24 protein-coding genes are annotated in these 26,124 nt (G+C 60.9%); 18 read left to right on the forward strand and 6 right to left on the reverse strand.

Features of this window, described 5'->3' with window-relative positions; genetic code table 11:
* Positions 1-105: 105 nt before the first annotated feature.
* Together mgrA and BLO80_RS21385 are read right to left on the reverse strand one after the other, a co-directional pair.
* Complete coding sequence (mgrA, locus tag BLO80_RS21380) at positions 106-1,143, reverse strand: L-glyceraldehyde 3-phosphate reductase (RefSeq protein WP_092330009.1); 1,038 nt, start codon at positions 1,141-1,143, stop codon at positions 106-108.
* 198 nt (positions 1,144-1,341) lie between these two features.
* Positions 1,342-2,232, reverse strand: coding sequence for a LysR family transcriptional regulator (locus BLO80_RS21385; protein WP_092330007.1), 891 nt, complete (start codon positions 2,230-2,232; stop codon positions 1,342-1,344).
* Between the two features lie 130 nt (positions 2,233-2,362).
* Between BLO80_RS21385 and BLO80_RS21390 the strand changes: the two genes are divergently transcribed.
* Entirely contained in the window at positions 2,363-3,103 is a 741-nt protein-coding gene (locus tag BLO80_RS21390; RefSeq protein ID WP_092330005.1) for an SDR family oxidoreductase, read from the forward strand.
* 147 nt (positions 3,104-3,250) lie between these two features.
* On the opposite strand, the gene betT is transcribed toward BLO80_RS21390, so the two are convergent.
* Positions 3,251-5,212 carry a choline transporter BetT gene (gene betT, locus BLO80_RS21395; RefSeq protein WP_175459535.1) on the reverse strand — a complete coding sequence of 654 codons (1,962 nt, stop codon included), beginning with the start codon at positions 5,210-5,212 and terminating at the stop codon, positions 3,251-3,253.
* A 506-nt stretch (positions 5,213-5,718) separates the two neighbouring features.
* Between betT and BLO80_RS21400 the strand changes: the two genes are divergently transcribed.
* The 12 genes from BLO80_RS21400 to BLO80_RS21455 all read left to right on the forward strand — a co-directional run bounded on the left by BLO80_RS21400 (position 5,719) and on the right by BLO80_RS21455 (position 18,068).
* Positions 5,719-6,711, forward strand: coding sequence for a D-cysteine desulfhydrase (locus tag BLO80_RS21400; RefSeq protein WP_092330001.1), 993 nt, complete (start codon positions 5,719-5,721; stop codon positions 6,709-6,711).
* A gap of 309 nt (positions 6,712-7,020) precedes the next feature.
* Complete coding sequence (gene tcyJ, locus BLO80_RS21405) at positions 7,021-7,821, forward strand: cystine ABC transporter substrate-binding protein (RefSeq protein WP_092329997.1); 801 nt, start codon at positions 7,021-7,023, stop codon at positions 7,819-7,821.
* Entirely contained in the window at positions 7,821-8,486 is a 666-nt protein-coding gene (gene tcyL / locus BLO80_RS21410) for a cystine ABC transporter permease (protein ID WP_163006689.1), read from the forward strand. Before tcyJ ends, tcyL begins: the two co-directional genes overlap by 1 nt.
* A gap of 3 nt (positions 8,487-8,489) precedes the next feature.
* Positions 8,490-9,251, forward strand: a complete 762-nt coding sequence (tcyN, locus tag BLO80_RS21415; protein ID WP_092201294.1) for an L-cystine ABC transporter ATP-binding protein TcyN — start codon at positions 8,490-8,492, stop codon at positions 9,249-9,251.
* Positions 9,252-9,755: 504 nt separating this feature from the next.
* Positions 9,756-10,526, forward strand: a complete 771-nt coding sequence (locus BLO80_RS21420; protein WP_092329986.1) for a hypothetical protein — start codon at positions 9,756-9,758, stop codon at positions 10,524-10,526.
* 417 nt (positions 10,527-10,943) lie between these two features.
* Positions 10,944-12,185 carry an SfnB family sulfur acquisition oxidoreductase gene (locus BLO80_RS21425; protein WP_092329984.1) on the forward strand — a complete coding sequence of 414 codons (1,242 nt, stop codon included), beginning with the start codon at positions 10,944-10,946 and terminating at the stop codon, positions 12,183-12,185.
* A 23-nt stretch (positions 12,186-12,208) separates the two neighbouring features.
* Positions 12,209-13,402, forward strand: a complete 1,194-nt coding sequence (locus BLO80_RS21430) for an SfnB family sulfur acquisition oxidoreductase (RefSeq protein WP_092329982.1) — start codon at positions 12,209-12,211, stop codon at positions 13,400-13,402.
* Entirely contained in the window at positions 13,402-14,784 is a 1,383-nt protein-coding gene (locus BLO80_RS21435) for an LLM class flavin-dependent oxidoreductase (RefSeq protein ID WP_092329980.1), read from the forward strand. Before BLO80_RS21430 ends, BLO80_RS21435 begins: the two co-directional genes overlap by 1 nt.
* Positions 14,785-14,798: 14 nt before the next feature.
* On the forward strand, positions 14,799-15,608 hold the full coding sequence (locus BLO80_RS21440) for a MetQ/NlpA family ABC transporter substrate-binding protein (RefSeq protein ID WP_092329978.1): 810 nt from the start codon (positions 14,799-14,801) through the stop codon (positions 15,606-15,608).
* 1 nt (position 15,609) lies between these two features.
* Positions 15,610-16,734, forward strand: a complete 1,125-nt coding sequence (locus tag BLO80_RS21445; protein WP_092329962.1) for a methionine ABC transporter ATP-binding protein — start codon at positions 15,610-15,612, stop codon at positions 16,732-16,734.
* Complete coding sequence (locus tag BLO80_RS21450; RefSeq protein WP_092329959.1) at positions 16,724-17,368, forward strand: methionine ABC transporter permease; 645 nt, start codon at positions 16,724-16,726, stop codon at positions 17,366-17,368. The genes BLO80_RS21445 and BLO80_RS21450 overlap by 11 nt, the downstream gene beginning before the upstream one ends.
* Positions 17,369-17,438: 70 nt before the next feature.
* On the forward strand, positions 17,439-18,068 hold the full coding sequence (locus tag BLO80_RS21455) for a class I SAM-dependent methyltransferase (RefSeq protein ID WP_092329956.1): 630 nt from the start codon (positions 17,439-17,441) through the stop codon (positions 18,066-18,068).
* A 160-nt stretch (positions 18,069-18,228) separates the two neighbouring features.
* Here BLO80_RS21455 and BLO80_RS21460 read toward each other — a convergent pair whose 3' ends face one another.
* The gene (locus BLO80_RS21460; RefSeq protein WP_092329955.1) at positions 18,229-18,795 is read right to left on the reverse strand and encodes a transporter substrate-binding domain-containing protein; all 567 of its coding nucleotides are present in this window, start codon (positions 18,793-18,795) and stop codon (positions 18,229-18,231) included.
* A 133-nt stretch (positions 18,796-18,928) separates the two neighbouring features.
* Here BLO80_RS21460 and BLO80_RS21465 point away from each other — a divergent pair, with 133 nt between their 5' ends.
* Positions 18,929-19,354, forward strand: a complete 426-nt coding sequence (locus tag BLO80_RS21465; RefSeq protein ID WP_092330151.1) for a DUF4399 domain-containing protein — start codon at positions 18,929-18,931, stop codon at positions 19,352-19,354.
* Positions 19,355-19,475: 121 nt separating this feature from the next.
* Here the strand turns inward: BLO80_RS21465 and serA are convergent, their stop codons facing one another.
* Positions 19,476-20,705: a phosphoglycerate dehydrogenase gene (serA, locus tag BLO80_RS21470; protein ID WP_053117264.1), complete on the reverse strand. Its 1,230-nt coding sequence runs from the start codon at positions 20,703-20,705 to the stop codon at positions 19,476-19,478.
* A gap of 205 nt (positions 20,706-20,910) precedes the next feature.
* Between serA and BLO80_RS21480 the strand changes: the two genes are divergently transcribed.
* The 4 genes from BLO80_RS21480 (at position 20,911) to BLO80_RS21495 (ending at position 25,219) form a co-directional block, all read left to right on the forward strand.
* Complete coding sequence (locus BLO80_RS21480; protein WP_092329954.1) at positions 20,911-22,305, forward strand: FAD-binding oxidoreductase; 1,395 nt, start codon at positions 20,911-20,913, stop codon at positions 22,303-22,305.
* A 41-nt stretch (positions 22,306-22,346) separates the two neighbouring features.
* The gene (locus tag BLO80_RS21485; RefSeq protein WP_060739697.1) at positions 22,347-23,012 is read left to right on the forward strand and encodes a fumarylacetoacetate hydrolase family protein; all 666 of its coding nucleotides are present in this window, start codon (positions 22,347-22,349) and stop codon (positions 23,010-23,012) included.
* Positions 23,013-23,250: 238 nt separating this feature from the next.
* Complete coding sequence (locus BLO80_RS21490) at positions 23,251-24,183, forward strand: SdiA-regulated domain-containing protein (protein WP_092329953.1); 933 nt, start codon at positions 23,251-23,253, stop codon at positions 24,181-24,183.
* Positions 24,184-24,304: 121 nt separating this feature from the next.
* A complete protein-coding gene (locus BLO80_RS21495; protein WP_092329952.1) occupies positions 24,305-25,219 on the forward strand; it encodes an SdiA-regulated domain-containing protein in 915 nt (304 codons plus the stop codon).
* 141 nt (positions 25,220-25,360) lie between these two features.
* On the opposite strand, the gene rpiA is transcribed toward BLO80_RS21495, so the two are convergent.
* Positions 25,361-26,035, reverse strand: a complete 675-nt coding sequence (gene rpiA / locus BLO80_RS21500; RefSeq protein WP_092201324.1) for a ribose-5-phosphate isomerase RpiA — start codon at positions 26,033-26,035, stop codon at positions 25,361-25,363.
* Positions 26,036-26,124: the final 89 nt, after the last annotated feature.

Below are 26,124 nucleotides of genomic sequence, written 5' to 3' on the forward strand. Positions count from 1 at the left end.
CGCTCGACAGCGCAGCAGTCGTAAAACCTGTGCGCCGTATTGAATGGGTTTTGGGGCTGCTACGCAGCCCAGCGGGAGCAAGCTCCCTCGCCACAGGGTTTTGTGTTACTCCGCTGACGAAGGCTTTTCCCAAAGATTGATCCCGCCTTCCTGGGCAAATCGGTCGATCTCGGCCAGTTCTTCGGCGCTGAAGTTCAGGTTCTGCAAGGCTCCGACGTTCTCGATGATCTGCTCCGGCCGGCTAGCGCCGATCAGGGCGGAGGTGACCCGGGGATCGCGCAAGGTCCAGGCCAGGGCCATTTGCGCCAGGCTCTGGCCACGACGCTGGGCGATCTCATTGAGGGCGCGTACGTGGGCGAGGTTCTCCTGCGACAAGTGCGAAGCCTGCAACGAGCCGCCCCCCGGACGATTCACCCGCGCATCGGCCGGAACGCCCTTGAGGTACTTGTCGGTCAGCAGGCCTTGGGCCAACGGGGTGAAGGCAATCACGCCGGTACCCAATTCGTCGGTGGCGTCCAGCAGGTCTTTTTCCACCCAGCGGTTGAGCAGGTTGTAGGCCGGCTGATGGATCAGCAGCGGGATTTTCCACTCCTTGAGCAGCGCCGCCATTTCCCGGGTCTTCACCCCGGAGTACGAGGAAATGCCGATGTACAGCGCCTTGCCCTGCTGCACTGCAGTGGCCAGTGCACTGGCGGTTTCTTCCAGGGGCGTATCGGGGTCGAAGCGGTGGGAATAGAAGATATCCACATAGTCCAGCCCCAGGCGTTGCAGGCTCTGGTCGAGGCTGGCCAGCACGTATTTGCGCGAGCCACCGCCCTGGCCGTAAGGTCCCGGCCACATATCCCAACCGGCCTTGCTGGAGATGATCAGCTCATCGCGGTACTGCTGGAAATCTTCGCGCAGCAACCGGCCGAAATTGATCTCGGCGCTGCCATAGGGCGGGCCGTAGTTGTTGGCCAGGTCGAAATGGTTGATCCCCAGGTCGAACGCCGTGCGCAGCAAGGCACGCTGGGTGTCGATGGGCGTACTGTCGCCAAAGTTGTGCCACAACCCCAGCGACAACGCCGGCAGCACCAACCCGCTGCGACCGACGCGGCGGTAAGGAATGGACTCGTAACGGTTTTGCGCAGCGGTGTAGGTCATCGAAAAGGCTCTCTGTTCGGACGGCGGGTGACAGACGCTAACATTTCACAGACGCCTCGGTCAGGCTGAAAGTTCGCAATAGGGTGGGAGCGAGCTTGCTCGCGATAGCGGTGGATCAGCCAACGAAAATATCGATTGGCAAAGGCCTCATCGTGAGCAAGCTCGCTTCCACAGGGCCAACGATAACCACGGCCCCCATTAACGCGCCTGCGCAAACACCTCCGTCACCCAATCCACGAACACGCGAACCCGTGGCGACATGTGTCGGTTGTGGGGATAGAGCACCGACACCGGCATGGACGGTGGTGGGGTGGCGGTGAGGACTTCCTGGATCAGGCCCTGCCGGATCGGTTCTTCCATTCGGTAATACGGGCATTGAATCAGGCCCAGGCCGGCGATGGCCGAGGCGGCGTAGATCTCGGCGCCGGACACCGACAACGAGCCCCCGATCGGCACCTCCTTGAGTTCGCCATCGACCATGAACTCGAACGGATAGAGTTTGGCGGTAGTCCGCGAGACGTAATTCACCGCCCTGTGATGCTTCAAGTCATCGAAGCTCTTCGGCTCGCCATACTGGCGCAGGTAACCGGGGCTGGCACAGGTGATCTGCCGAAGATTGGCGACACGCCGGCCGATCAATGACGAGTCCGCCAGCGTACCGGAACGCAGCACGCAATCGACGCCCTCGGCAATCAGGTCGACGAAACGATCCGCCTCGCTGATGAACAGTTCTATTTCGGGGTAGCGCGCCATGAATTGCGGCAATGCCGGAATCACGAAGTACCGGGCCTGGGTGCCGTGCAGGTCTACTCTGAGTTTGCCTTTGGGCGCCACGCCGCGAAACGCCAGTTCGGCCTCTTCAAGCTCCGCCAGCAATTGCACGCAGCGCGGGTAGTAGGCCTCGCCGTCGAGGGTCGGGCGCACCTTGCGGGTGCTACGCTCCAGCAAACGAATGCCCAGCCAGGCTTCGAATTGATTGAGCGTATGGGTCAGCGTGGCCCGGGGCATATTCAAGTCTTCAGCGGCCAGGGTGAAGCTGCTGCGCTCGTATATGCGGACAAATACCCTCATCGCCTTGACTTGGTCCATCTGAAGCCCGTGCACCGATTGTTGGAAAATATTGAACAGTCAAGGCAACTCTCGGGCATTTATCGCCAAGAGTAAACATGTGAATCTGGCTTCAATGAACTACGACACTTCAACCTCAAAGGAACCTCACATGACTGTTCAGCATTCGAAAGTTGCCATCGTGACCGGCGCCTCCCGCGGTATCGGAGCAGAAATTGCCAAGCAATTGGCCAGCGAAGGTTTTGCCGTCGTCATCAATTACGCCAACAGCGCCACCGAAGCCTCGAAACTGGTGGTTCAACTGCGCCAGGCCGGCCACCAAGCCATAGCGATCAAGGCGGACGTGTCCTCTTCCGCCGATGTGCGGCGGCTGTTCGACGAAACCGAAGCCCAACTGGGCAAGGTCGATGTGTTGATCAACAACGCCGGCATCCTTCAGGTAATGCCCCTGGCGCAACACAGCGACGAGCTGTTCGAGCAGACGTTCGCCATCAACACCCGTGGCACCTTCAACACCCTGCGCGAAGCCGCGACCCGCCTGAACGACGGTGGCCGGATCGTGAATTTTTCCAGCAGCACCGTAGGGCTGAACCTGCCCGGCTACTCGGTATATATCGCCAGCAAGGCGGCAGTGGAATCCCTGACCCAGGTGTTCGCCAAGGAACTGCGCGGGCGTCAGATCACGGTCAATGCCGTGGCTCCCGGCCCGGTCGCCACCGAACTGTTCATGCACGGCAAAAGCGAAGAACAGGTGCAGCACTACGCCAAGATGCCGCCCCTGGAACGCCTCGGCCAGCCGCAGGACATTGCCAACATCATCGCGTTCCTGGTGAGCCCGGCCGCTGGCTGGGTGAATGGGCAGGTTCTGCGGGCCAATGGCGGGCTTGTCTGAAGCTTCGCCGGGCGCCCGCCAAACCGTTATCGCGAGCAAGCTCGCTCCCACAAGGGAATCGGCAGCCCTCAAGAAGGAATCACTGCCCCTGTGGGAGCGAGCTTGCTCGCGATGAGGCCGGTAAAGATGGAAAACCTACGGCCTCGCTCAGCGCACCAAATGCAGGAACTGCAGGTGCCGCTCGTACTGGTCGAGGATGTCGTTGATGATTTGCTCCTTGGTGTAGCCCACCAAGTCGTAATCCTGGCTGCCTTCGCTCAAGTGCACCTCGGCACGGTAGTAGCGCCGGTTGTTGAGCTGCTTCGAGCCCATGCCGCCGCGGGCGAAGGACGGCGTGAAGTAGCCACGCATCTGCACCTGGTAAATGAACGGATGCTGCTCGCCGTGACCGATCTCCAGGCTGACGCTGTCGTTGGCCGGGTCGGGCTGGGTCACCACCGTCAGCCCCTTCTCGACGAACACCGCGGTCACTTCTTCAATGGCCGGGCGCACCGTGGTGTCGAGGAAACGGTACACCTCGTCACGGGACGGAAAATGCACCGCCTGGCTCAAGCGCTGACGCCAGCCACCCGTGCCCCGGCGCGCTCCCGATACCGGCGCCAGGGAATGCAATTGTGCGATCTGTTTCTGGGACTCCAGGTAAAACGCCTTGTGCAGCCCCCACATCATCAACAGCAGAATCAGTGAGAACGGCAAGGACGTCAGCACCACCGCCGACTTCAGGGCATCGATGCTGCCGGAGAACAACAACGCGCTGGTCACCAGGGCGGTCATCGCGCCCCAGAACACCCGCAGCCATTTCGGCCCATCCTCATCGGGATTGCCGCCCTTGGCTGACAGCGTCGAAAGCACCACGGTGCCCGAGTCAGCGGACGTGACGAAGAACACGAAGCTGATGAACACGGTGACCGCGATGACGGTCTTGCTCCAAGGGTAGGTTTCCAGCAGCAAGTAAAGGCTCATCGACGGGTTGTCCAGGGCGGACATGCCCAGGGCACTCATGCCGTGGTTCAGCACTTGGTCGATGGCGCTGTTGCCGAAGATGGACATCCACGCCAGGGTGAAGCCCAGAGGAATCAGCAGCACGCCGAACACGAACTCACGAATGGTCCGTCCACGGGAAATCCGCGCGATGAACAGGCCCACGAACGGCGACCACGCGATCCACCAGGCCCAGTAGAACACCGTCCAGCCGCCCAGCCAGTCGCTGGGCTCGTTGTAGGCGTACAGGTCGAAACTCTTCATCGGCAGGGCACCGAGGTAATCGCCGATGTTCTGGATCAAGGTATTGAGCAAATGCTGGGTGGGCCCGGCGAACAGCACGAACAGCAACAACGCACAGGCCAGCAGCATGTTGATGTCGGACATGACCCGCACACCCTTGTCGACACCGGCCACGGCGACGATGATCGCCGCGCCCATCATCAGCACGATCAAACCAACTTGAATCCACTGGGTGTGAGCAATGCCGAACAGGTAATCGAGCCCGGAATTGAGGTGCAGCACACCAAAACCCATGTCCGCGCCAAGGCCGAACACCGTCGCGATAATGCCGAAGCCGTCCACGGCGTAGCCGATGGGGCCGTTGATGCGCTTGCCGATCAGCGGGTACAGCGCCGAACGCAGGGCCAGCGGCAAATTGTGCCGATAGGCGAAATACGCCAGGGCCATGCCGACGAACGCGAAAACGCCCCAGCCGTGCAGGCCCCAGTGCAAGAACAGAATCTGCATGGCCTGGCGCGCTGCCTCGGCGGTACCGGCCTCACCCTGGGGCGGCTGCACCAAATGGGTCAGCGGTTCGGAGACGCAGAAGAAAAACAGCGTGATGCTGATGCCGGCGGCGAACAACATGCCGGCCCAGGACAAATAGCTGAACTCGGGCTCGTCGTGGTCGGCACCGAGCTTGATCTTGCCGTAGCCGGACAAGGCGGTGACCACCACGAAGACCAGATACAGCGTCATCGCGAGCATGTAGTACCAGCCGACCGTATTGGCCGCCCAGTTCTGCGCGGCCAGCAACCAGGCGCCGGCCTGGGCGGGCATGGCAATCACCACCAGGCCGAACAACAGGATGAAGGTCGCGGCGAAGTAAAACACCGGCGGATTCATGCGGACCAGGCCGCTGGGTGGCAGGGACGAAGCACTCATGGACGAGGGCCCCCGGGCAACGAAACAGCGAGGGGCGAAAACGGACTCGGCAAAAGCAAGCCTCCTTATTGTGAGCGGGCAGCAAACCGACGGTTTAACTTGAATGAACGTTCAAGTTAAACATGAATAGGCAGCTAAGGACTAATCGCAGGGCTCAACGGCATGCTTCCTACGCTAGCCTACGGGAGGGTATGACGTTGCCTGGTGAACATTCGTTCAGTGACTAAGCCATATACACAGCCCCCTGTGGGAGCGAGCTTGCTCGCGATGGCGGTATGTCAGTAAATACAGAGGCCAACTGAACCACCGCTATCGCGAGCAAGCTCGCTCCCACAGGTTTTTCGGCGCTCACACATCATTCGTGCTTCCTATCCCGCGCCGGTTTACTTCCAAACAAATGATTGCCGGTTGCCCACGAATATCCGCGTGCCTATAGTCCAGACATCGCCTACAACCAGTACGGACCCATGATCAAAGAACAGTTGTCTCGCTTTAACCGTCTCGACCTGCTCAGCCATCCGACACCGCTGGAAAAACTCGACCGCCTCTCCACCTGGCTAGGCCGGGACATCTACATCAAGCGCGACGACCTGACGCCCCTGGCCTTGGGCGGCAACAAACTGCGCAAGCTCGAATACCTGGCCGCCGATGCCATCGCCCAAGGCGCCGATACCCTCATCACCGCCGGGGCGATCCAGTCCAACCACGTACGCCAGACCGCCGCCCTGGCCGCGAAGCTGGGCCTGGGTTGCGTGGCCTTGCTGGAAAACCCCATCGGCACCGAAGACAGCAATTACCTGGGCAACGGCAACCGGCTGCTGCTGGAGCTGTTCGACGCCAAGGTCGAACTGGTGGAAAACCTGGACAACGCCGACGAGCAATTACAGGCCCTCGCCGGGCGCCTGCGCAGCAATGGGAAAAAGCCCTACCTGGTGCCGATTGGCGGTTCGAACGCCTTGGGCGCGCTGGGGTATGTGCGCGCCGGCCTGGAACTGGCCGAGCAGATCAAGGACAGCGGAATCGAGTTCGCTGCCGTGGTACTGGCCTCGGGCAGTGCCGGGACCCACAGCGGCCTGGCGCTGGCGTTGAGTGAAAACCTGCCGGCGCTTCCGGTCATTGGCGTCACCGTTTCCCGCAGCGAGGAGGACCAGTTTCCGAAGGTCCAGGGCCTGGCCGAGCGCACGGCAGCGTTGCTCGAAGTCGCCCTTCCGGAAGCGTTCAAAGTGATCCTGTGGGACGAATATTTCGCCCCCCGCTACGGCGAACCGAACGCCGGGACACTGGCGGCGGTCAAGCTGCTGGCCAGCCAGGAAGGCCTGTTGCTCGATCCGGTCTACACCGGCAAGGCCATGGCCGGCCTGCTCGATGGCATTGGCCGCGACCGTTTCGACGAAGGCCCGATCATCTTCCTGCACACCGGCGGCGCACCGGCGTTGTTTGCCTATAACGCAGTCTTCTGAAGATATGGAAACCTCAATGTGGGAGCGAGCTTGCTCGCGATGAGGGTGCGTCAGTTGATTGGAATTGGGGCTGATCCACTGCTATCGCGAGCAAGCTCGCTCCCACAGGATGTCATTCCAAGCAGGAATATATGGTTGATTTAATATTATTTTCCAATCTATAAAAGCCAACTTATAGTCTCGCCGCAGGCGCATTTGCCGCGAGACGCCCAGGTTGCTTTAAGGCAGGATGTGGCAACCTTTTCGAATCGCGGCTACGCCTTATCTCAGCCAAAATAACCTCTTCATAAGAAAACACAGGGGCTTGTCATGAATTTTTCCGCATTACGTCGCAACCTGTTGGTCGGTTCGCTGGGCCTGGCATTGAGCGCCGGGCTGCTGGGGCAAGCGGTTGCCGGTGAGCAACTGCAGAAAATCAAGGATGCCGGTGAAATCAAGATCGGCCTGGAAGGCACTTATCCACCGTTCAGCTTCGTCGATGACAGCGGCAAGCTGACCGGCTTCGAAGTGGAGTTCTCCGAAGCCCTGGCCAAGGAACTGGGTGTGAAGGTCAAGCTGCAGACGACCCCATGGGCCGGCATCCTCGCGGCGTTGGAATCCAAGCGCCTGGACGCAGTGGTCAACCAAGTGACCATCTCCGAGGAACGTAAGAAAAAGTACGACTTCTCTGAGCCATACACCATTTCCGGGATTCAAGCGCTGGTACTGACCAAAAAAGCCAACGAGTTGAACATCAAGAAGGCCGCAGACCTGGACGGTAAAAAAGTTGGCGTGGGCTTGGGCACCAACTACGAACAGTGGGTAAAAGCTGAAGTACCGGGCGCCCAAGTCAAAACCTACGATGACGACCCAACCAAGTTCCAGGACCTGCGCGTCGGCCGTATCGATACCATTCTGATCGACCGCCTGGCCGCGCTGGAATACGCCAAGAAAGCCAAGGACACCACCGTCACCAGCGAGGCCTTTTCGCGCCAGGAAGCCGGTATCGCCCTGCGCAAAGGCGAGCCTGAGCTGTTGGCAGCCGTGAACAAGGCCATCGAGAAACTGCGCGCTGACGGTACGCTGAAGAAGCTCTCTGAAAAATACTTCAGCGCTGACGTCACGAAATAATGGAAGCAGCTCTTCAACTCGCACTGGACTCCGCGCCCTTTCTGCTCAAGGGCGCGTACTACACGGTCATCCTCAGCCTGGGCGGCATGTTTTTCGGCCTGCTGCTGGGGTTCGGCCTGGCGCTGATGCGCCTGTCGCGCTTCAAGCTGGTGAACTGGATCGCCCGCATCTACGTGTCGTTCTTTCGTGGCACGCCGTTGCTGGTGCAGTTGTTCGTGATCTATTACGGGCTGCCGCAACTGGGCATCGAGCTGGATCCGCTGCCAGCGGCCCTGATCGGTTTCTCGCTGAACATGGCCGCCTACGCGTGTGAAATCCTGCGGGCTGCCATCAGCTCCATCGAGCGCGGCCAGTGGGAAGCGGCAGCGAGTATCGGCATGACCCGCGCCCAGACCCTGCGTCGGGCCATCCTGCCGCAAGCCGCACGCACGGCCCTGCCACCGTTGGGCAACAGCTTCATTTCCCTGGTCAAGGACACCGCGCTGGCGGCGACCATCCAGGTGCCGGAGCTGTTCCGCCAGGCGCAGTTGATCACCGCGCGAACCTTCGAAATCTTCACCATGTACCTTGCCGCCGCGCTGATCTATTGGGTTCTTGCCACCGTGCTCTCGCACCTGCAGAACGTCCTGGAAGCCCGGGTCAATCGGCATGACCAGGAGTCCTGACCAATGATTGTCGTGGAAAAACTGACAAAGCAGTTCAAGGGTCAGGTGGTGCTCAACGGCATCGACCTGAAGATCGAAGAAGGCGAGGTGGTTGCGATCATCGGCCCCAGCGGCTCGGGCAAGACGACGTTCCTGCGTTGCCTGAACTTCCTCGAAGAGCCTACCAGTGGCCGGATCAAGGTCGGCGACATCGAGATCGATGGCAGTCGCCCGCTGAACCAGCAACAAGGCCTGGTGCGCCGTTTGCGCCAGCAGGTGGGCTTCGTGTTCCAGAACTTCAACCTGTTTCCCCACCGCACCGCCTTGGAAAATGTCACCGAAGGCCCGCAGGTGGTGAAGAAGATGCCCCGCGCCGACGCCGAAGCCTTGGGACGCAAGCTCTTGGCCAAGGTCGGGCTGGCCGGCAAGGAAAACGCCTACCCACGGCGCCTTTCCGGCGGCCAGCAACAGCGCGTGGCGATTGCCCGGGCGTTGGCGATGGAACCGGCGGTGATCCTGTTCGACGAGCCGACCTCGGCCCTCGATCCGGAACTGGTGGGCGAGGTCCTGGCGACCATTCGCGGCCTGGCTGAAGAAAAGCGCACCATGGTCATCGTGACCCACGAAATGGGCTTCGCCCGGGACGTGGCCAACCGTGTGGTGTTTTTCGACAAAGGCGTGATCGTCGAACAAGGCGAAGCCAAGGCCTTGTTTGCAGCCCCCAAGGAAGAACGCACGCGACAGTTCCTCAGCAAGTTCCTCTCTGCCGGACACGGCGACCAGTAAATCAGGGTTATCACTTCCAGGGATGGAAGTGAGACCGTTGCACAACTTACACGGCATCGCCACTTTTTATCCGAACGACACAACTTGCAACTACCCCTTGCTAAAAGCCTCCGCCTTTATATAGGAAGTAACCTATATATAACTCTCGCAACACTTATCCTCCGTACTCCTCACAAACTTAGTTGTCAGAGGCAGTTTCCAGCCCTTTTCGAAAAAACCAACGAGCCGAGGAAATTGGCCTGCTGCGCCGCGCATTCTTAACATGCGCACGTAGGATGTTTCTGAAGCCTTTCACAATGAGTTATTAAGCAACCGGCTCTATTGACACTGAAACTGCAGAGCCCTTATCTAGTGCCCGACAGGCGACGCACCGTATTTTAGTTTGCGCAGTGACTAAGCGCAGACAGCCCCTATGGCTACATCCATAACAAATATATCGCGATGGTCCATCGCCTTTTGATCTTCCCGAAACGGACTTAGTTTTCAAGCCTCAAGGAGAACACCATGACATGTAAGTCGAAGAGTCCTGAATTGGCCGCCCCCACCCTGGCCAATGCCCATCCTGTTGGCATCAATATCGCCAACGCCGCTCACTTGGAAGTAGTCATTGCACCTTATCCCGACATGGACGCCGGTGACCTGATCGAACTGTTCTGGGACAACTGCTACGTCGGCTCGCGCGTGCTGTCCCAGGCCGATGTACTGGGCAACATCACGATGCGGGTCCCGGAGAGCTTCATCGTCAATGGGACCTCGCGCATCCATTATCGGGTGATGCAGGTCGGACGCGGGCCGGCTCTGTCGGCCAAGCAACAGGTGCTGGTGAAGCTCGATTGTCCCGGCGGCCAACCGTTGGCCCTGAGCGGCGATGAAAACCAGGGCTTGGCGCCGGTGCGCATTCCCACCGCCATCCGGCGCCAAGGGGTGAACCCGAGCCAGATCAAGCGCGGCGTACCGCTGACCATCGAACCCTACCTGAACATGGCCGTCGGCGATGCCGTGACCCTGCGCTGGGGCGATGTGCGCATGGACCTGCCTGCGCTCACCGCCAGTGAAGTCGGCCAACCGATCAATATCTGGGTCCCGCCGCAGATCATCCTGGAGGCGGGAGAAGACCTGCGCCTGGAAGTGACCTACTGCATCCTCGACCGCGTGGGCAACAACTCCCACTGGGCACCGCCACGGACGTTGAAGATCGGTTGCGCCAATCCGTACCTGAACACTTCACCGAAACTGGCGCTCATGGCTGCCGAAACGCGCCGCCGAGAGCCATGATGCAAACAGTTATGCGGCCAGCCTGCTTTTGTGGCGAGGGCGCTTGCTCCCGTTGGGCTGTGGGAGCAAAGCTTGCTCGCGAAACAGGCGCCTCGATTCTGCAAGACCGCATCGCGTCCATCGCGGGCAAGCCTTGCTCCCACATAGCGGGGGCAAGCGCCCTCGCCACAAAAGCTGCTTCACCCAGGGGGAGCATACGGGCGTCAATTTAAAACCAACCTATCAATATTCCTAAAAGTTAGTTCAAAAATAATTTACACACGCTTAGGGTATATAAACCGGACCACCGGACATTCTTGATTTTTGCTCGCCGCCTTCACTGCGGCGTTTCTTGAGATGTGAGGTGGGTATGGAACGCAACACAATCGCCCCAGTGCAGTATGCCAAGGCACTGCCCGCAGCCACGGAGTGGCTGTAATGTCGGATCTGGCGCAAGCAAAGGTCCAGAGCGACCTGGACATCGCCCCCCTGCTGTTGCCCGCACAGGTGCTGCGCAACGATGCCGAGGCGATCAAAGCCGCCCATGAACTGGCACAGGTCGCCCGTCAGCAAGCCGCGCGTCGTGACCAGCAACGCAAGCTGCCTTGGGCGGAAATCGAGCAATTCACCCGCAGCGGACTGGGCAGCATCGCCGTTCCCCGGGCCTACGGCGGCCCGCAGGTTTCGTTCGTCACCCTGGCCGACGTGTTCGCAATCATTTCCGCCGCCGACCCGGCCCTGGGGCAGATCCCCCAGAACCAGTTCGGCGTGCTCCAGCTGATTCTCGGTACCGGTACCGAGCGGCAAAAAAAAATCCTACTGCAGAGCGTGCTCGAAGGCTGGCGCATCGGCAATGCCGGGCCCGAACGTGGCACTCGCAACACCCTTGAACTCAAGGCGCGGATCACCGCCGACGGCGACGGCTTCGTCATCAATGGCCAGAAGTTCTATTCCACTGGCGCACTGTTCGCCCACTGGGTCGCGGTCAAGGCGCTGAATGACGAGGGCCGGCAAGTGCTGGCGTTCGTGCGGCGCGGCACCCCTGGCTTGCGGATCGTCGACGATTGGTCGGGCTTCGGCCAACGCACCACGGCCAGCGGCACCGTGCTGCTGAACAATGTGCGGGTGGATGCCGAACTGGTTCTGGAAAACTGGCGCATCAACGAAACGCCCGGCGTGCAAGGGGCGATTTCCCAACTGATCCAGGCCGCCATCGATGCGGGCATTGCTCGTGGCGCCATCGACGATGCCATCGCCTTCGTGCGCGAACGGGCCCGGCCCTGGATCGACGCCAAGGTCGACCGGGCCAGTGACGACCTCTACGTGATCGCCGACATCGGCAAGCTGAAAATCGAGTTGCACGCCGCCGAAGCGTTGCTGCGCAAGGCCGGACACGTATTGGACCAAGTCAGTGCCGCCCCCATCACGGCGCAATCGTCCGCCCGCGCCTCGATTGCCGTGGCCGAAGCCAAGGCACTCACCACCGAGATCGCCCTGCAAGCCAGCGAAAAACTGTTCGAGCTGGCCGGCAGCCGCGCCACCCTCGCCGAATTCAATCTTGATCGCCACTGGCGCAACGCACGGGTCCACACCCTGCACGACCCGGTGCGCTGGAAGTATCACGCGGTAGGCGCCTACCACCTGAACGGCACCTTGCCGGCCCGGCATTCCTGGATCTGACGACCCGACCTCTGGAGCAGTACATGACGTTTTCTCAACACGTCGCGGTGATCACCAGCGATGAACAAGCCCTGATCGTGGCCAGCGACCTGGCCGATGACTTCCAGCGCGACAGTGCCCTGCGCGACCGCGAGCGGCGCCTGCCGTACCCGGAGCTGGAGGTCTTCTCCCGTTCTGGCCTGTGGGGCATCAGTGTACCCAAGGCCTATGGCGGCGCCGGTGTGTCCAACGTCACCCTGGCCAAAGTCATTGCGCTGATTTCCCAGGCCGACGGCTCGCTGGGGCAGATTCCGCAAAACCATTTCTACGCCCTGGAGGTGCTGCGGGTAAACGGCACTGAAGCGCAAAAACAACGCCTGTACGCCGAAGTGCTCGCCGGTCAGCGTTTTGGTAACGCCTTGGCCGAACTTGGTACCAAGACTGCCCATGACCGCACCACCCAACTGCGCCGCGACGGCGAGGGCTATCGCATCAACGGCCGCAAGTTCTACGCCACGGGGGCGATCTACGCCCAGCGCATCCCCACGTCGGTGGTGGATGAAAACGGCGTGCAACAACTGGCGTTCGTCCCTCGCGACAGCAAAGGCCTGACGGTGATCGACGACTGGAGCGGTTTCGGCCAGCGCACCACGGGCAGTGGTTCGGTGGTGTTTGAAAACGTGTATGTCGCCGACGACGACATCGTGCCCTTCCAAAGTGCTTTCGAACGTCCCACACCGGTGGGGCCACTGGCGCAGATTCTTCACGCCGCTATCGACACCGGCATCGCCCGTGCCGCCTATGAAGACGCCTTGCATTTTGTCCGCACTAAAACCCGTCCCTGGATCGATGCCACCAGCGACGTCGCCACCGAAGACCCGCACACCCTCAAGAGTTTCGGCCAACTGAGCATCCGCCTGCATGCCGCCGAAGCCCTGTTGGAACGCGCCGGTGAATTCCTCGACCGGGCCCAGGCCGACACCCGGGCCGACACGGTCGCCGCCGCCTCGATTGCCGTGGCCGAAGCCCGTGCCATCAGCACCGAAATATCCCTGGCCGCCAGCAGCACGCTGTTCGAATTGGCCGGCAGCCAGGCGACCCTGGCCGAACATGGCCTCGACCGTCACTGGCGCAACGCCCGGGTGCACACCCTGCATGACCCGGTGCGCTGGAAATACCACGCCGTGGGCAACTTCTACCTCAACGACGAAAAACCGCCGCTGCGGGGGACCATCTGATGGCGGCCGGAAAGAAAAAGATCCTGCTCAACGCGTTCAACATGAACTGCATCGGGCACATCAACCATGGCCTGTGGACTCATCCCCAGGACACGTCGACTCAGTTCAACACCCTCGAATACTGGACCGCCCTGGCGCAATTGCTCGAGAGCGGGTTGTTCGACGGGCTGTTCATCGCCGACATCGTCGGGGTCTATGACGTGTATCAACAGTCGGTGGACGTCACGCTCAAGGAGTCGATCCAACTGCCGGTCAATGACCCATTGCTGCTGGTCTCCGCGATGGCCGCCGTGACGAAAAACCTGGGCTTCGGCCTCACCGCCAACCTGACCTACGAACCGCCCTACCTGTTTGCCCGACGCATGAGCACCCTCGACCACCTGAGTCGCGGCCGGGTCGGTTGGAATATCGTCACCGGCTACCTGGACAGCGCCGCCAAGGCCATGGGCCTGACGGCACAAGTCGAACATGACCGCCGCTACGACCAGGCCGACGAATACCTGCAAGTGCTCTACAAACTGTGGGAGGGCAGCTGGGAAAACGACGCCGTGGTCAACGACCGCGAGCAGCGGATCTATGCCCAACCGGAGAAAGTGCACAAGGTCCGCCACCAGGGCGAGTTCTACCAGGTCGAGGGCTATCACCTGTGCGAACCGTCGCCCCAACGTACCCCGGTGCTGTTCCAGGCCGGCAGTTCCGAGCGTGGCTTGCTGTTCGCCGGGCGGCACGCCGAGTGCGTGTTCATCAGCGGCCAGAACAAACCGGCGACCAAGGCCCAGGTGGACAAGGTCCGCGCCAGTGCCATCGAAGCCGGGCGCAACCCCGGGGACATCAAGGTATTCATGGGCCTGAACGTGATTGTCGGCGAAACCGAGGCGGCCGCCTGGGCCAAGCATGCCGAGTACCTGAGCTACGCCAGCGCCGAGGCCGGGGTAGCGCATTTTGCCGCGTCGACGGGGATCGATTTTTCCCAGTACGAACTGGACGAGCCGATCCAGTACGTCAAGAGCAACGCCATCCAGTCGGCTACCAAGACCCTGCAGAACAACGACTGGACCCGGCGCAAATTGTTGCAGCAACACGCCTTGGGCGGTCGCTACATCACGGTGGTCGGCTCGCCCGAACAGGTGGCCGACGAGCTGGAGTCGTGGATTGCCGAAACCGGCCTCGATGGCTTCAACCTGACGCGCATCGTGACGCCGCAAAGCTATGTGGACTTCATCGACCTGGTGATCCCCGAGTTGCAGCGACGCGGCTCGTACAAGACCGGATACGACACCGGCACCCTGCGGGAGAAGCTGTTCCGCGCAGAGGCCCATTTGCCCGAACGACACACCGGTTCGACCTACCGCCAAAAAGCCCATGGCTCAATTAATCAATGACTGGAATAACCGACATGACCACGCAACTCCTGACCCTGCCAGTCAAAGCACTGGCCCTGGCCCTCGGCCTGTTCAGTTCGGCGCTGTTTGCCGCCGACGCCCCGTTGAAGATCGGCACCACCGCCGCGTTCGCCATTCCCCTGGAAGCAGCGGTCGAAGAAGCCGGCAAGCAAGGCCTGAAGGTCGAACTGGTGGAGTTCAGCGACTGGATCGCGCCCAACGTCAGCCTGGCTTCCGGTGACATCGACGTGAATTACTTCCAGCACATCCCGTTCCTGGAAAACGCCAAGGCCGCCGCCGGGTTCGACCTGGTGCCCTTTGCGCCAGGGATCATCAACAACGTCGGCCTCTATTCGAAAAAATACAAAAGCTTCGACGAACTGCCCGAAGGCGCCAGCGTCGCCATTGCCAACGACCCGATCAACAGCGGTCGCGGCCTGCAACTGCTGGCCAAGGCCGGGCTGATCAGCCTCAAGCCGGGCGTCGGCTACAAGGCCACCGAAGACGACATCGTCGCCAACCCGAAGAAACTCAAGATCCTGCAAGTCGAAGCGGTGCAACTGGTGCGCGCCTATGAAGACGCCGACCTGGTGCAGGGTTATCCGGCCTACATCCGCCTGGCCAAAACCTTCGATGCCAGCTCGGCCTTGCTGTTCGACGGCCTCGATCACAAGGAATACGTGATCCAGTTCGTGATCCAGCCCAAGAGCCAGAACGATCCACGGCTGATCAAGTTCGTCGACATCTACCAACACTCGCCAGTCGTGCGCGCCGCCCTGGACAAGGCCCACGGCAAGCTCTACCAAGCCGGTTGGGAAGGCTGACATGAACGCCGTCAACGCGCGACTGCGCGACGCAGCCCCCGCGCCGCAAAGCGCCGACCAGACTGAACTGCATCCAGAGCTGAACCGCGCCCACGTGCGCTTCATCGGCCTGGGCAAGACCTACAACGGCAGCCAGGGCCCGGTGGCGGCACTGCAGGGCATCGACCTGGCTATCCAGCGTGGCGAAGTGTTCGGCATCATCGGCCGTAGCGGTGCCGGCAAGTCTTCGCTGATCCGCACCATCAACCGGCTCGAACAACCCACCAGTGGCCGGGTGTTGATCGATCGGGTGGACATCGGCGAGTTCGATGAAGACCGCCTGGTGGAGCTGCGTCGGCGCATCGGCATGATCTTCCAGCACTTCAACCTGATGTCGGCCAAGACTGTGTGGCAGAACGTCGAACTGCCGCTCAAAGTCGCCGGCGTGCCCAAGGAGCAGCGCCAGCGCAAAGTCCGCGAGCTGTTGGAATTGGTGGGTCTGCACGGCAAGCACAAGGCCTACCCGGCGCAGCTTTCGGGCGGGCAGAAGCAGCGGGTCGGGATTGCCCGGGCGCTGGTACATGACCCGCAGATCCTGTTGTGCGACGAGGCCACCTCGGCCCTGGACCCGGAGACCACCCAGTCGATCCTCGGCCTGCTGCGCGAGATCAACCAGCGGCTGGGCCTGACCATCGTCTTGATCACCCATGAAATGGCGGTGATTCGCGAAGTCTGCGACCGGGTGGTGGTGCTTGAGCAGGGACGGATCGTCGAGCAGGGACCGGTCTGGGAAGTCTTCGGCAACCCGCAACACGAGGTCAGCCGGACGCTGCTGGCACCGTTGCAACACGCCATCCCGCAAGAGCTGCAAAGTCGCTTGCAGGCGCTGCCGGCGTCGGCGGACGCGGCTACGGTGCTGCGCCTGCAATTCACCGGCATAGATCGCGAGGAACCGGATCTTGCCGCCTTGTTCAGCGCCCTCGGTGGGCGGGTGCGCTTGCTGCACGGCGGCATCGAACGGATACAGGGCCACGGGCTTGGGCAATTGCTGCTGGCCGTGAGCGGTTCGTCGTGGGGCGCCGAGGAACTGCGTCAACGGGCGGGCAATTGGGCGCAACGGGTGGAGGTGCTGGGTTATGTGGTTTGATCGGTTGTTGCAGGGTTTCATCGACACGTTCCTGATGGTCGGCGTGTCGTCGTTGATCGCGTTGCTGGCGGGCATACCGCTGGCGGTGATCCTGGTCACCAGCGACAAGGGCGGGATCTATGAAGCGCCGGCCTTGAACCGGGCCCTGGGCGCGTTCGTGAACCTGTTCCGCTCGATACCGTTCCTGATTCTGATGGTGGCGCTGATTCCGTTCACCCGGTTGATCGTCGGCACCACCTATGGCGTGTGGGCCGCGGTCGTCCCGCTGACCATCGCCGCCACGCCGTTCTTCGCCCGTATCGCCGAAGTCAGCCTGCGGGAAGTCGACCATGGCCTGATCGAAGCGGCCCAGGCCATGGGCTGCCGCCGCTGGCACATCGTCTGGCATGTGCTGCTGCCTGAAGCCCTGCCGGGCATCGTCGGCGGTTTCACCATCACGCTGGTGACCATGATCAACTCCTCGGCCATGGCCGGGGCGATCGGCGCCGGTGGCCTGGGCGACATCGCCTACCGCTATGGCTACCAGCGTTTCGACAGCCAGATCATGCTCACGGTGATCGTGTTGCTGGTGGCGTTGGTCGCCGTGATCCAATTGGGTGGTGACCGCCTGGCGCGGGGCTTGAGCAAGCGCTGACGGGAGGAAGCAGTTGACCTGTGGATGTGCGGTATAGTCAGCCCAACGTTTCCCACCCAAGCCAATACCCATGAAGCACACCGCCGACGACCTGCACGCCATCACCGCCACGACCCTGAGCCATTACAACGCCGTGGCAGAAAGCTTTCGCGAGGGCACCCGCGACCATGATGTCAGCCAGAACATCGACGCCTTGCTGCGCCATATCCAGGGCCAGGCACCGCTGCACATCCTGGATTTCGGCTGCGGCCCGGGGCGCGACCTGCGCACCTTCACGGCCATGGGCCATGTCGCGGTCGGCCTCGACGGTTCAGAGGCATTTGCCCGCATGGCACGCCAGGACAGCGGTTGTGAGGTGTGGCAGCAGGACTTCCTGGAACTCGATCTGCCAGCCGAACGCTTTGACGGGATTTTCGCCAACGCGGTGCTGTTCCATGTCCCCGTCCAGGAACTGCCTCGGGTACTTAAGCAACTGCACACCACGCTCAAGCCCGGCGGCGTGCTGTTCAGCTCGAACCCTCGGGGCGAAAACCAGGAAGGCTGGAACGGCCAGCGCTTCGGCGCTTATCACGACCTCGAGGCCTGGCGCACATTGCTCACGCAAGCGGGCTTTGTCGAGCTGGAGCATTATTACCGGCCGGCAGGGCTGCCGCGGGAGCAACAGCCTTGGTTGGCGAGTGTCTGGCGCAGGCCTGCTTAGGATGCGAGGACGCCATCGCGAGCAAGCTCGCTCCCACACTCGATCAGTTGTGAACTCAGTATCGGTGGGCACCACAGCTCCATTGTGGGAGCGAGCTTGCTCGCGATAGCGGTCCAACAGTCAATGAAGCTTGATGGCTTACCTCATCGCCTGGAAGCTTTCACTCCTGTTTCTTCAGCCACTTCTGCGACAACTGCTCCAGCCTCCCGTCATCCTTGATACGCGTCAGGGCGTTATCCAGGCTGGCCTTGAACGCCGGGTTGCCCTTCTGGAACGGAATCACCAGGCTTGGCGGCGGGCCGCTCTTCTCTTCCGGCTGGAACGACTGCGCCATGATCAACGGACGCTGCGGCTCCTCCTTGCTCGCCAGCAGTTGTGCATCCGGACGGCTGTAAGCGGCACTGAGGTCGAAACGTTCCGCCAGTTCCGGGGTCATTGCTATGTGGTTGATGGCAACGTCGTACTTGCCAGCCTCCACACCGGACAGTAGATCCCCGGCATCGGTGACCACGAAATCGGGCCGTACATCGAGCTCCGCCGCGAGCATTTCACCCAGTTCCACTTCGAAGCCGGTGAGTTTGCCGTCTTCCTTGAAGTTGAAGGGCGCGGTGTTGGCCTCGAGGGCAATGCGCAGTTCGCCACGGTCATTGATGTCATCGATCAGTTCGGCATGAGCCAGGGGGCTCAAAAGGGGTAGCAGGCAAATCAGGCCAGGCAGAAAACGCATGGTCACTCCTTTGTATTTATACAAGCGACGCTCGTTTCAGGCTCGCTTTGCTATGGTTGTTGCAGGCTTCGACAACGATTGGTCATGAAGTTGTGATGGCCAGGCGGATTTCATGGAAAAACTGGAGAAAAAAATGAAAAGCTTTATGTCTCGTGCCGCGTTGGCCGGTCTGTTATTGGGCGCTTCGATGCTGGCAAGCGCCGCGACACCGGCGCCTAAAGGTGCTGAAGTGTTCATCGTTTCCCCGAAAGACGGTGCGACGGTCGCCCAGGAATTCACGGTCAAGTTCGGCGTCAAGGACATCGCCCTGGCCCCCGCCGGCGATGTGACCAAGAACACGGGCCATCACCATTTGCTGATCGATGTCGACAAGTTGCCTGCGGCCGGCGCGCCGATTCCGACCGACGCCAATCACATGCACTTCGGCAAGGCACAGACCCAGGCCACCATCAAACTGGCCCCGGGCAAGCACACCTTGCAATTGATCCTGGGCGACAGCGGCCACATGCCATTCGAGCCGTCGATCGTGTCCAAGAAGATCACTGTCAACGTGAAATAACGCATGACTGGCTGACATAACACAAACCTGTGGTCACGTGCTCGACAAAAAAACGGGAGCCCTTGCGAGGCTCCCGTTTTTTATTGCACGCCAAACTCGGCAAGCGGCTGGATACTGCGCCTTAGAACAACACGCGGCAACGAATCGTGCCATTGATGTGCTGCAGTTTCTCTTGCGCCAAGTCCGAGTATTCGGCGTCGACGTCGATCACGACGTAGCCGACTTTCTCGTTGGTCTGCAGGAACTGACCGGAAATGTTGATGCCGTTTTCGGCGAAGACCTTGTTGATCTCGCTCATCACACCCGGGATGTTCTCGTGGATGTGCAGCAGGCGATGCTTGCCAGGGTGTGCCGGCAGGGCCACTTCCGGGAAGTTCACCGACGATACCGACGTACCGTTGTCGCTGTACTTGACCAGTTTCTCCGCCACTTCCAGGCCGATGTTGGCTTGGGCTTCAGCGGTGGAACCACCGATGTGGGGGGTCAGGATCACGTTGTCCAGGCCACGTAGCGGGCTTTCGAAGATGTCGTCGTTGGAGCGCGGCTCCACCGGGAACACGTCGATGGCGGCGCCAATCAGGTGCTTGTCCTTGATCGCGTCGGCCAGGGCGTCGAGCTTGACCACGGTGCCACGCGCGGCGTTGATCAGGATCCCGCCCTTCTTGATGGCACGGATTTCCTTCTCGCCGATCATCCACTGGGTGGCGGCGGTTTCCGGCACGTGCAGGGTCACGATGTCGGACATGCCCAACAGCTCGTGCAAGTCGTTGACCTGGGTGGCGTTGCCCAGGGGCAGCTTGGTCACGGTGTCGTAGAAGAACACTTGCATGCCCAGGCCTTCAGCCAGTACCGACAACTGCGTGCCGATCGAGCCGTAGCCGACGATACCCAGCTTCTTGCCGCGGATTTCGAAGGAGTTGGCCGCGCTCTTGATCCAACCACCACGGTGGCAGGAAGCGTTCTTCTCAGGGATGCCGCGCAGCAGCAGGATCGCTTCGGCCAGTACCAGTTCGGCGACGGAACGGGTGTTGGAGTACGGCGCGTTGAACACCGCGATACCGCGCTCGCGAGCCGCGTTGAGGTCAACCTGGTTGGTGCCGATGCAGAAGCAGCCGACTGCCACCAGTTTCTTGGCGTGGTCGAAGATCTCTTCGGTCAGTTGAGTACGGGAGCGAATGCCGATGAAGTGAGCATCGGCGATCTTTTCCTTGAGCTGGGCTTCCGGCAGAGAACTGGTGATGTACTCGATGCTGGTGTAGCCCGCCGACTTGAGGACGTCGACAGCCGATTGGTGGACGCCTTCGAGAAGAAGGAACTTGATCTTGCTCTTATCGAGAGAAGTCTTGCTCATCTGCGTAAACCTGTGTCCCGGAGAAAAATGGCAGGGAATCGGACAGCGCATGCTGGCCCGACCGGCGTGACAGCCGTCGCCGCAGAACAGCCGTTGGGCACTACGCTGCGGGGTCGGTATGCTAGCATACGCACCCCGCTAAACACTCATTCCTGCGACGTGAAGCGTTCTCAGGATGACCATGAATTGTTCGAGAGTTCTATCGATGACCCATCCTGCCGTGATAGATGAGCTGAAGATCCTGGTTGAGCCTGGCAAGGTCTTGACCGATGCCGACTCCCTGAACGCTTACGGCAAGGATTGGACCAAGCATTTCGCCCCGGCGCCGACCGCCATCGTCTTTCCCAAGACCACCGAGCAGGTCCAGGCCATCGTGCGCTGGGCCAACGCGCACAAGGTCGCGCTGGTGCCATCGGGCGGGCGTACCGGGCTGTCCGCCGCGGCCGTGGCCGCCAACGGCGAAGTGGTGGTGTCGTTCGACTACATGAACCAGATTCTCGACGTGAACCTGACCGACCGCACTGCCGTGTGCCAGCCCGGCGTGGTCACCGAACAGCTGCAGAACAAGGCTGAGGAACATGGCCTGTACTACCCGGTGGACTTCGCCTCGGCAGGTTCCAGCCAGATTGGCGGCAATATCGGCACCAATGCCGGCGGAATCAAGGTCATTCGCTACGGCATGACCCGCAACTGGGTGGCGGGCATGAAGGTCGTCACCGGCAAGGGCGACCTGCTGGAGCTGAACAAGGACCTGATCAAGAACGCCACCGGCTACGACTTGCGACAGCTGTTCATCGGCGCCGAGGGCACCCTGGGCTTCGTGGTCGAGGCCACCATGCGCCTGGACCGCGCGCCGAAAAACCTCACCGCCATGGTGCTCGGCACCCCGGACTTCGACTCCATCATGCCGGTGCTGCACGCTTTCCAAGGCAAGCTGGACCTGACCGCCTTCGAATTCTTTTCCGACAAGGCCCTGGCCAAGGTCCTCGGACGTGGCGACGTTCCGGCGCCGTTCGAAACCGACTGCCCGTTCTACGCCCTGCTGGAATTCGAAGCCACCACCGAAGAGGTCGCCAACCACGCCCTGGAGACCTTCGAACACTGCGTGGAACAAGGCTGGGTACTGGATGGCGTGATGAGCCAGAGCGAAACCCAACTGCAGAACCTGTGGAAGCTGCGCGAGTACATCTCCGAAACCATTTCCCACTGGACGCCCTACAAGAACGACATTTCGGTGACTGTCTCGAAAGTCCCGGCCTTCTTGCGGGAAATCGACGCGATCGTCGGCGAGCACTACCCGGATTTCGAAATCGTCTGGTTCGGTCACATTGGCGACGGCAACCTGCACCTGAACATCCTCAAGCCGGAAAACCTCGGCAAGGATGAGTTCTTCGCCAAGTGCGCGACCGTGAACAAATGGGTTTTTGAAACCGTCGAGAAGTACAACGGCTCGATTTCCGCCGAACACGGCGTGGGCATGACCAAGCGCGACTACCTGACCTATAGTCGTTCGCCGGTAGAAATCGAATACATGAAAGCCGTGAAAGCTGTCTTCGACCCGAACGGCATCATGAACCCGGGCAAGATTTTCGCGATTTGATACCTAAAACACCTGATGAACCCCAGAAGCAGGAGTCGGTAATGAGCTATCAGCACCAGTATGTCGACGGTACACGTATTCATTTCCCGGTGGGGAAAGTGGTGTGCATTGGCCGTAACTACGCCGAACATGCAAAGGAACTGGACAACCCGGTACCCACCGAACCCTTGCTGTTCATCAAGCCGGGCAGTTGTGTGGTGCCACTGGAAGGTGGCTTCAGCATTCCCGCCGACCGTGGCTCGGTGCACTACGAGGCGGAAATCGCCGTACTGATCGGCAAGCCGCTGTCCACCAAGCCCAGCGCTGAAGAAGTACTGGACGCGATCTCCGGCTTCGCCCCGGCCCTGGACCTGACCCTGCGGGACAAACAGGCCGAGCTCAAGGCCAAGGGCCTGCCTTGGGAGGTTGCCAAGTCCTTTGACGGCGCGGCGGTGATTGCCCCCTTTGTTTCGAACGCCACGTTTGCCGACCTGACCGACATTCCCGTGCGCCTGACCATCAACGGCGAAGTGCGCCAGGACGGCAACAGCAGCCTGATGCTCAACCCCATCGTGCCAATGATCCAATACATGGCCGGTTGCTTCTCGCTGCAGGCCGGCGACGTGATCCTCACCGGCACCCCGGCGGGCGTCGGGCCGCTGAACGCGGGCGATGAGCTGATCCTGGAACTGCCAGGGACGAGCCGCTTCGAAAGCAGCGTTCGCTAACCCGGTTCTGTGACCGCTGGAAATTGTGTGGGAGCGGGCTTGCTCGCGAAGGCGGTATAACGGTCGACATAGGTGTTGAACCTGACGGCCCCTTCGCGAGCAAGCCCGCTCCCACAGACATCCAGCTTTCCGAACCCAAGGTTTTACCGTTTTTTTCACATGCCATCCGGATAATTCCGGGGAATGCGGCATCTGAGCCAGCCACTCCCCTAGCCGAATTTTCTGGAACGCATTCCCGATGGCCAAAACCCAAGCACTGCCTGTCGCCAAACCTGTCCGCCGCTCGCGCTTCGCCCTGCCCTGGTATGCCTGGTCGCTGCTGGCGGTGGCCGCAGCCTATGGCCTGGCGGTTGCGATGCATTGGGACGACCGCGGCCTGCTTTGGCTATCGGAGCACTTCCAGAGCCCGGCCCAGCGCCAGGAAAGCATCTGGCTGCCAGATTACCGCGCCGTGATCGACGCCAAGCCGCTACCAGGCATGGAGAAGGACGAGGCGTCCGATGTGGCCTACAACCCACAGACCAAGACCCTGTTCGCGGTCATGGGCAAGAACCCGTTCCTGGTGGAGCTGACCCTGCAGGGCGACGTGCTGCGCAAGATGCCTTTGGTGGGCTGGGACAACCCTGAAGGCGTGACCTGCATGACCAATGGCCTGTTGGCGATTACCGACGAGCGCAATCACATGCTGTCGATCGTCCAGGTGGATGCCAACACCCGCGAACTGAACAGCGCTGACTTTCCTCACTATGACCTGGGCGCCTCGCAGAACCAGAACAAAGGGTTCGAAGCCATCGCCTGGGACCCGCGCAACCAGCAACTGGTGCTCGGCGAAGAACGCCCCCCGGCCTTGTTCACCTGGAAAAGCGACGGCAGCCAACTGCTCAAGGGCGACAAGCAGATCCATGTCAGCAATGAACTGGACCTGCGCAACCTCTCGGCATTGGCGATCGACCCGCGCACCGGCCATACGCTGGTGCTTTCGGCCGACTCCCACCTGCTACTGGAGCTGGACGAAAAAGGCGAGCAAGTCAGCTTCATGACCTTGCTGGGTGGCTTCAATGGCCTGAAAGACACGATCCCGCGCGCCGAAGGCGTCACCGTCGACGACGCCGGCAACCTGTACGTGGTCAGCGAACCGAATCTGTTCTATCGTTTCGAAAAGCAGCGCTGACAGCGCTAACTCTGTAGGATAAATTCCCTTTCGTTGTAGGGTGTGGCACACCGCCATTAAGCTTCAGTTCAGGCAACCGTGGTATTTCCACCCACCTGTTCTCATCCGAGCCCACCCCAACATGCGTCGACTCGCCCGTCCCAAACCCTTGATCCTGATATTGCTGACACTGGCGCTGATCCTCCTGATCGCCGTCGGTCAACACCTGCGCCTGTTCGAGCGTGCCTGGTTCAACCTCAACACCTATTGGAAACCCACCAGCGAAGAGACCATCGCCCTGGACCAATACCGGGTCACAGTGGAGGCGCAGATGATCGACGGCCTGGACGATGACGTTTCCGCGCTGACGTTCGATCCGGTCCGCAAGAGCCTGTTCACCGTGACCAATAAAAATGCCGAGCTGATCGAACTGTCGCTGGACGGCAAGATTTTGCGACGCATCGCCCTGATCGGCTTCGGCGATCCGGAAGCGGTGGAATTCATCAGCGAAGACACTTACGTCATCACTGATGAACGCCAGCAGCGCCTGATCAAGATTCACCTGGAGGACGACACCCAATTCCTCGACGCCGCCGACGCCGAGCAAATGACCCTCGGCGTGCACATGAGCGGCAACAAGGGGTTCGAAGGGCTGGCCTACGATTCGGTGGGCAAACGCCTGTTCGTGGCCAAGGAACGCGACCCGATGCTGATTTATGAAGTGCATGGGTTCCCCCATCACAATCCGGAAAAGTCCTACGCGGTCCATGTGATCAACAACCCCAAGCGCGATGCCGGGCTGTTCGTGCGCGACCTTTCAAGCCTGCAATACGATGAACGCAGTGGCCACTTGCTGGCGCTGTCCGATGAATCGCGGCTGATTATCGAATTGGACATCGACGGCCGGCCGTTGAGCACGCTGTCGTTGAGCAAGGGTGCCCAGGGCCTGCAAAAAACCGTGCCCCAGGCCGAAGGCCTGGCCATGGACGACGATGGCAACCTGTACCTGGTGAGCGAGCCGAATCTGTTCTACGTGTTCAAGAAGCCACAGCCTTGATGCACCACACAACCTAATGTGGGAGCGAGCTTGCTCGCGATGGCGGTGTGTCAGCCAACATTAATGTGTTGGGTAGACCGCTATCGCGAGCAAGCTCGCTCCCACAGGGACTGCTTCACTCAAAAGAGCTATTTCGCCAACTTACTCAGCCCGCAGGGTCTTCACCCCTTCAGCGGTTCCCAGCAACAGCACATCCGCCGGACGCGCCGCGAACAAACCATTGGTGACCACGCCAACGATAGCGTTGATCTGGCTTTCCAGCGCCACCGGGTTGGTGATCTGCAGGTTGTGCACATCCAGGATGATATTGCCGTTATCGGTGAGCACGCCTTCGCGGTACACCGGGTCGCCGCCCAGCTTCACCAGTTGCCGGGCCACGTGGCTGCGGGCCATGGGAATGACTTCCACCGGCAATGGGAACGCGCCGAGCACGGGCACCAGTTTGCTGGCATCGGCAATGCAGATGAAGGTCTTGGCCACCGCCGCGACGATCTTCTCGCGGGTCAAGGCCGCGCCGCCGCCCTTGATCAGGTTCAGGTGCGCGTCGCTTTCGTCGGCGCCGTCGATGTAGAACTCCAGATCGCTGACGGTGTTGAGCTCGTACACCGGGATCCCGTGGCCCTTGAGGCGCGCGGCCGTCGCTTCGGAGCTGGCGACCGCGCCATCGAACGCGCCCTTGTGTTGCGCCAGCGCATCGATGAAGCAATTGGCCGTGGAGCCGGTGCCGACCCCGACGACGCTCTTGTCATCCAGTTTCGGGAGGATGAGGTCGACGGCGGCCTGGGCCACGGCCTGTTTGAGTTGATCCTGGGTCATGCGGGCTCCGAAGGTGCCGAGAGGGAACGAAAGGCCGGCATTATAGGCGCCGCAAGGGCCTCGGTCATCGCCTGATTGAACGCAGATCC

Source organism: Pseudomonas sp. NFACC56-3, assembly GCF_900100025.1.
Classification (GTDB): Bacteria; Pseudomonadota; Gammaproteobacteria; order Pseudomonadales; family Pseudomonadaceae; genus Aquipseudomonas; species Aquipseudomonas fluorescens_AA.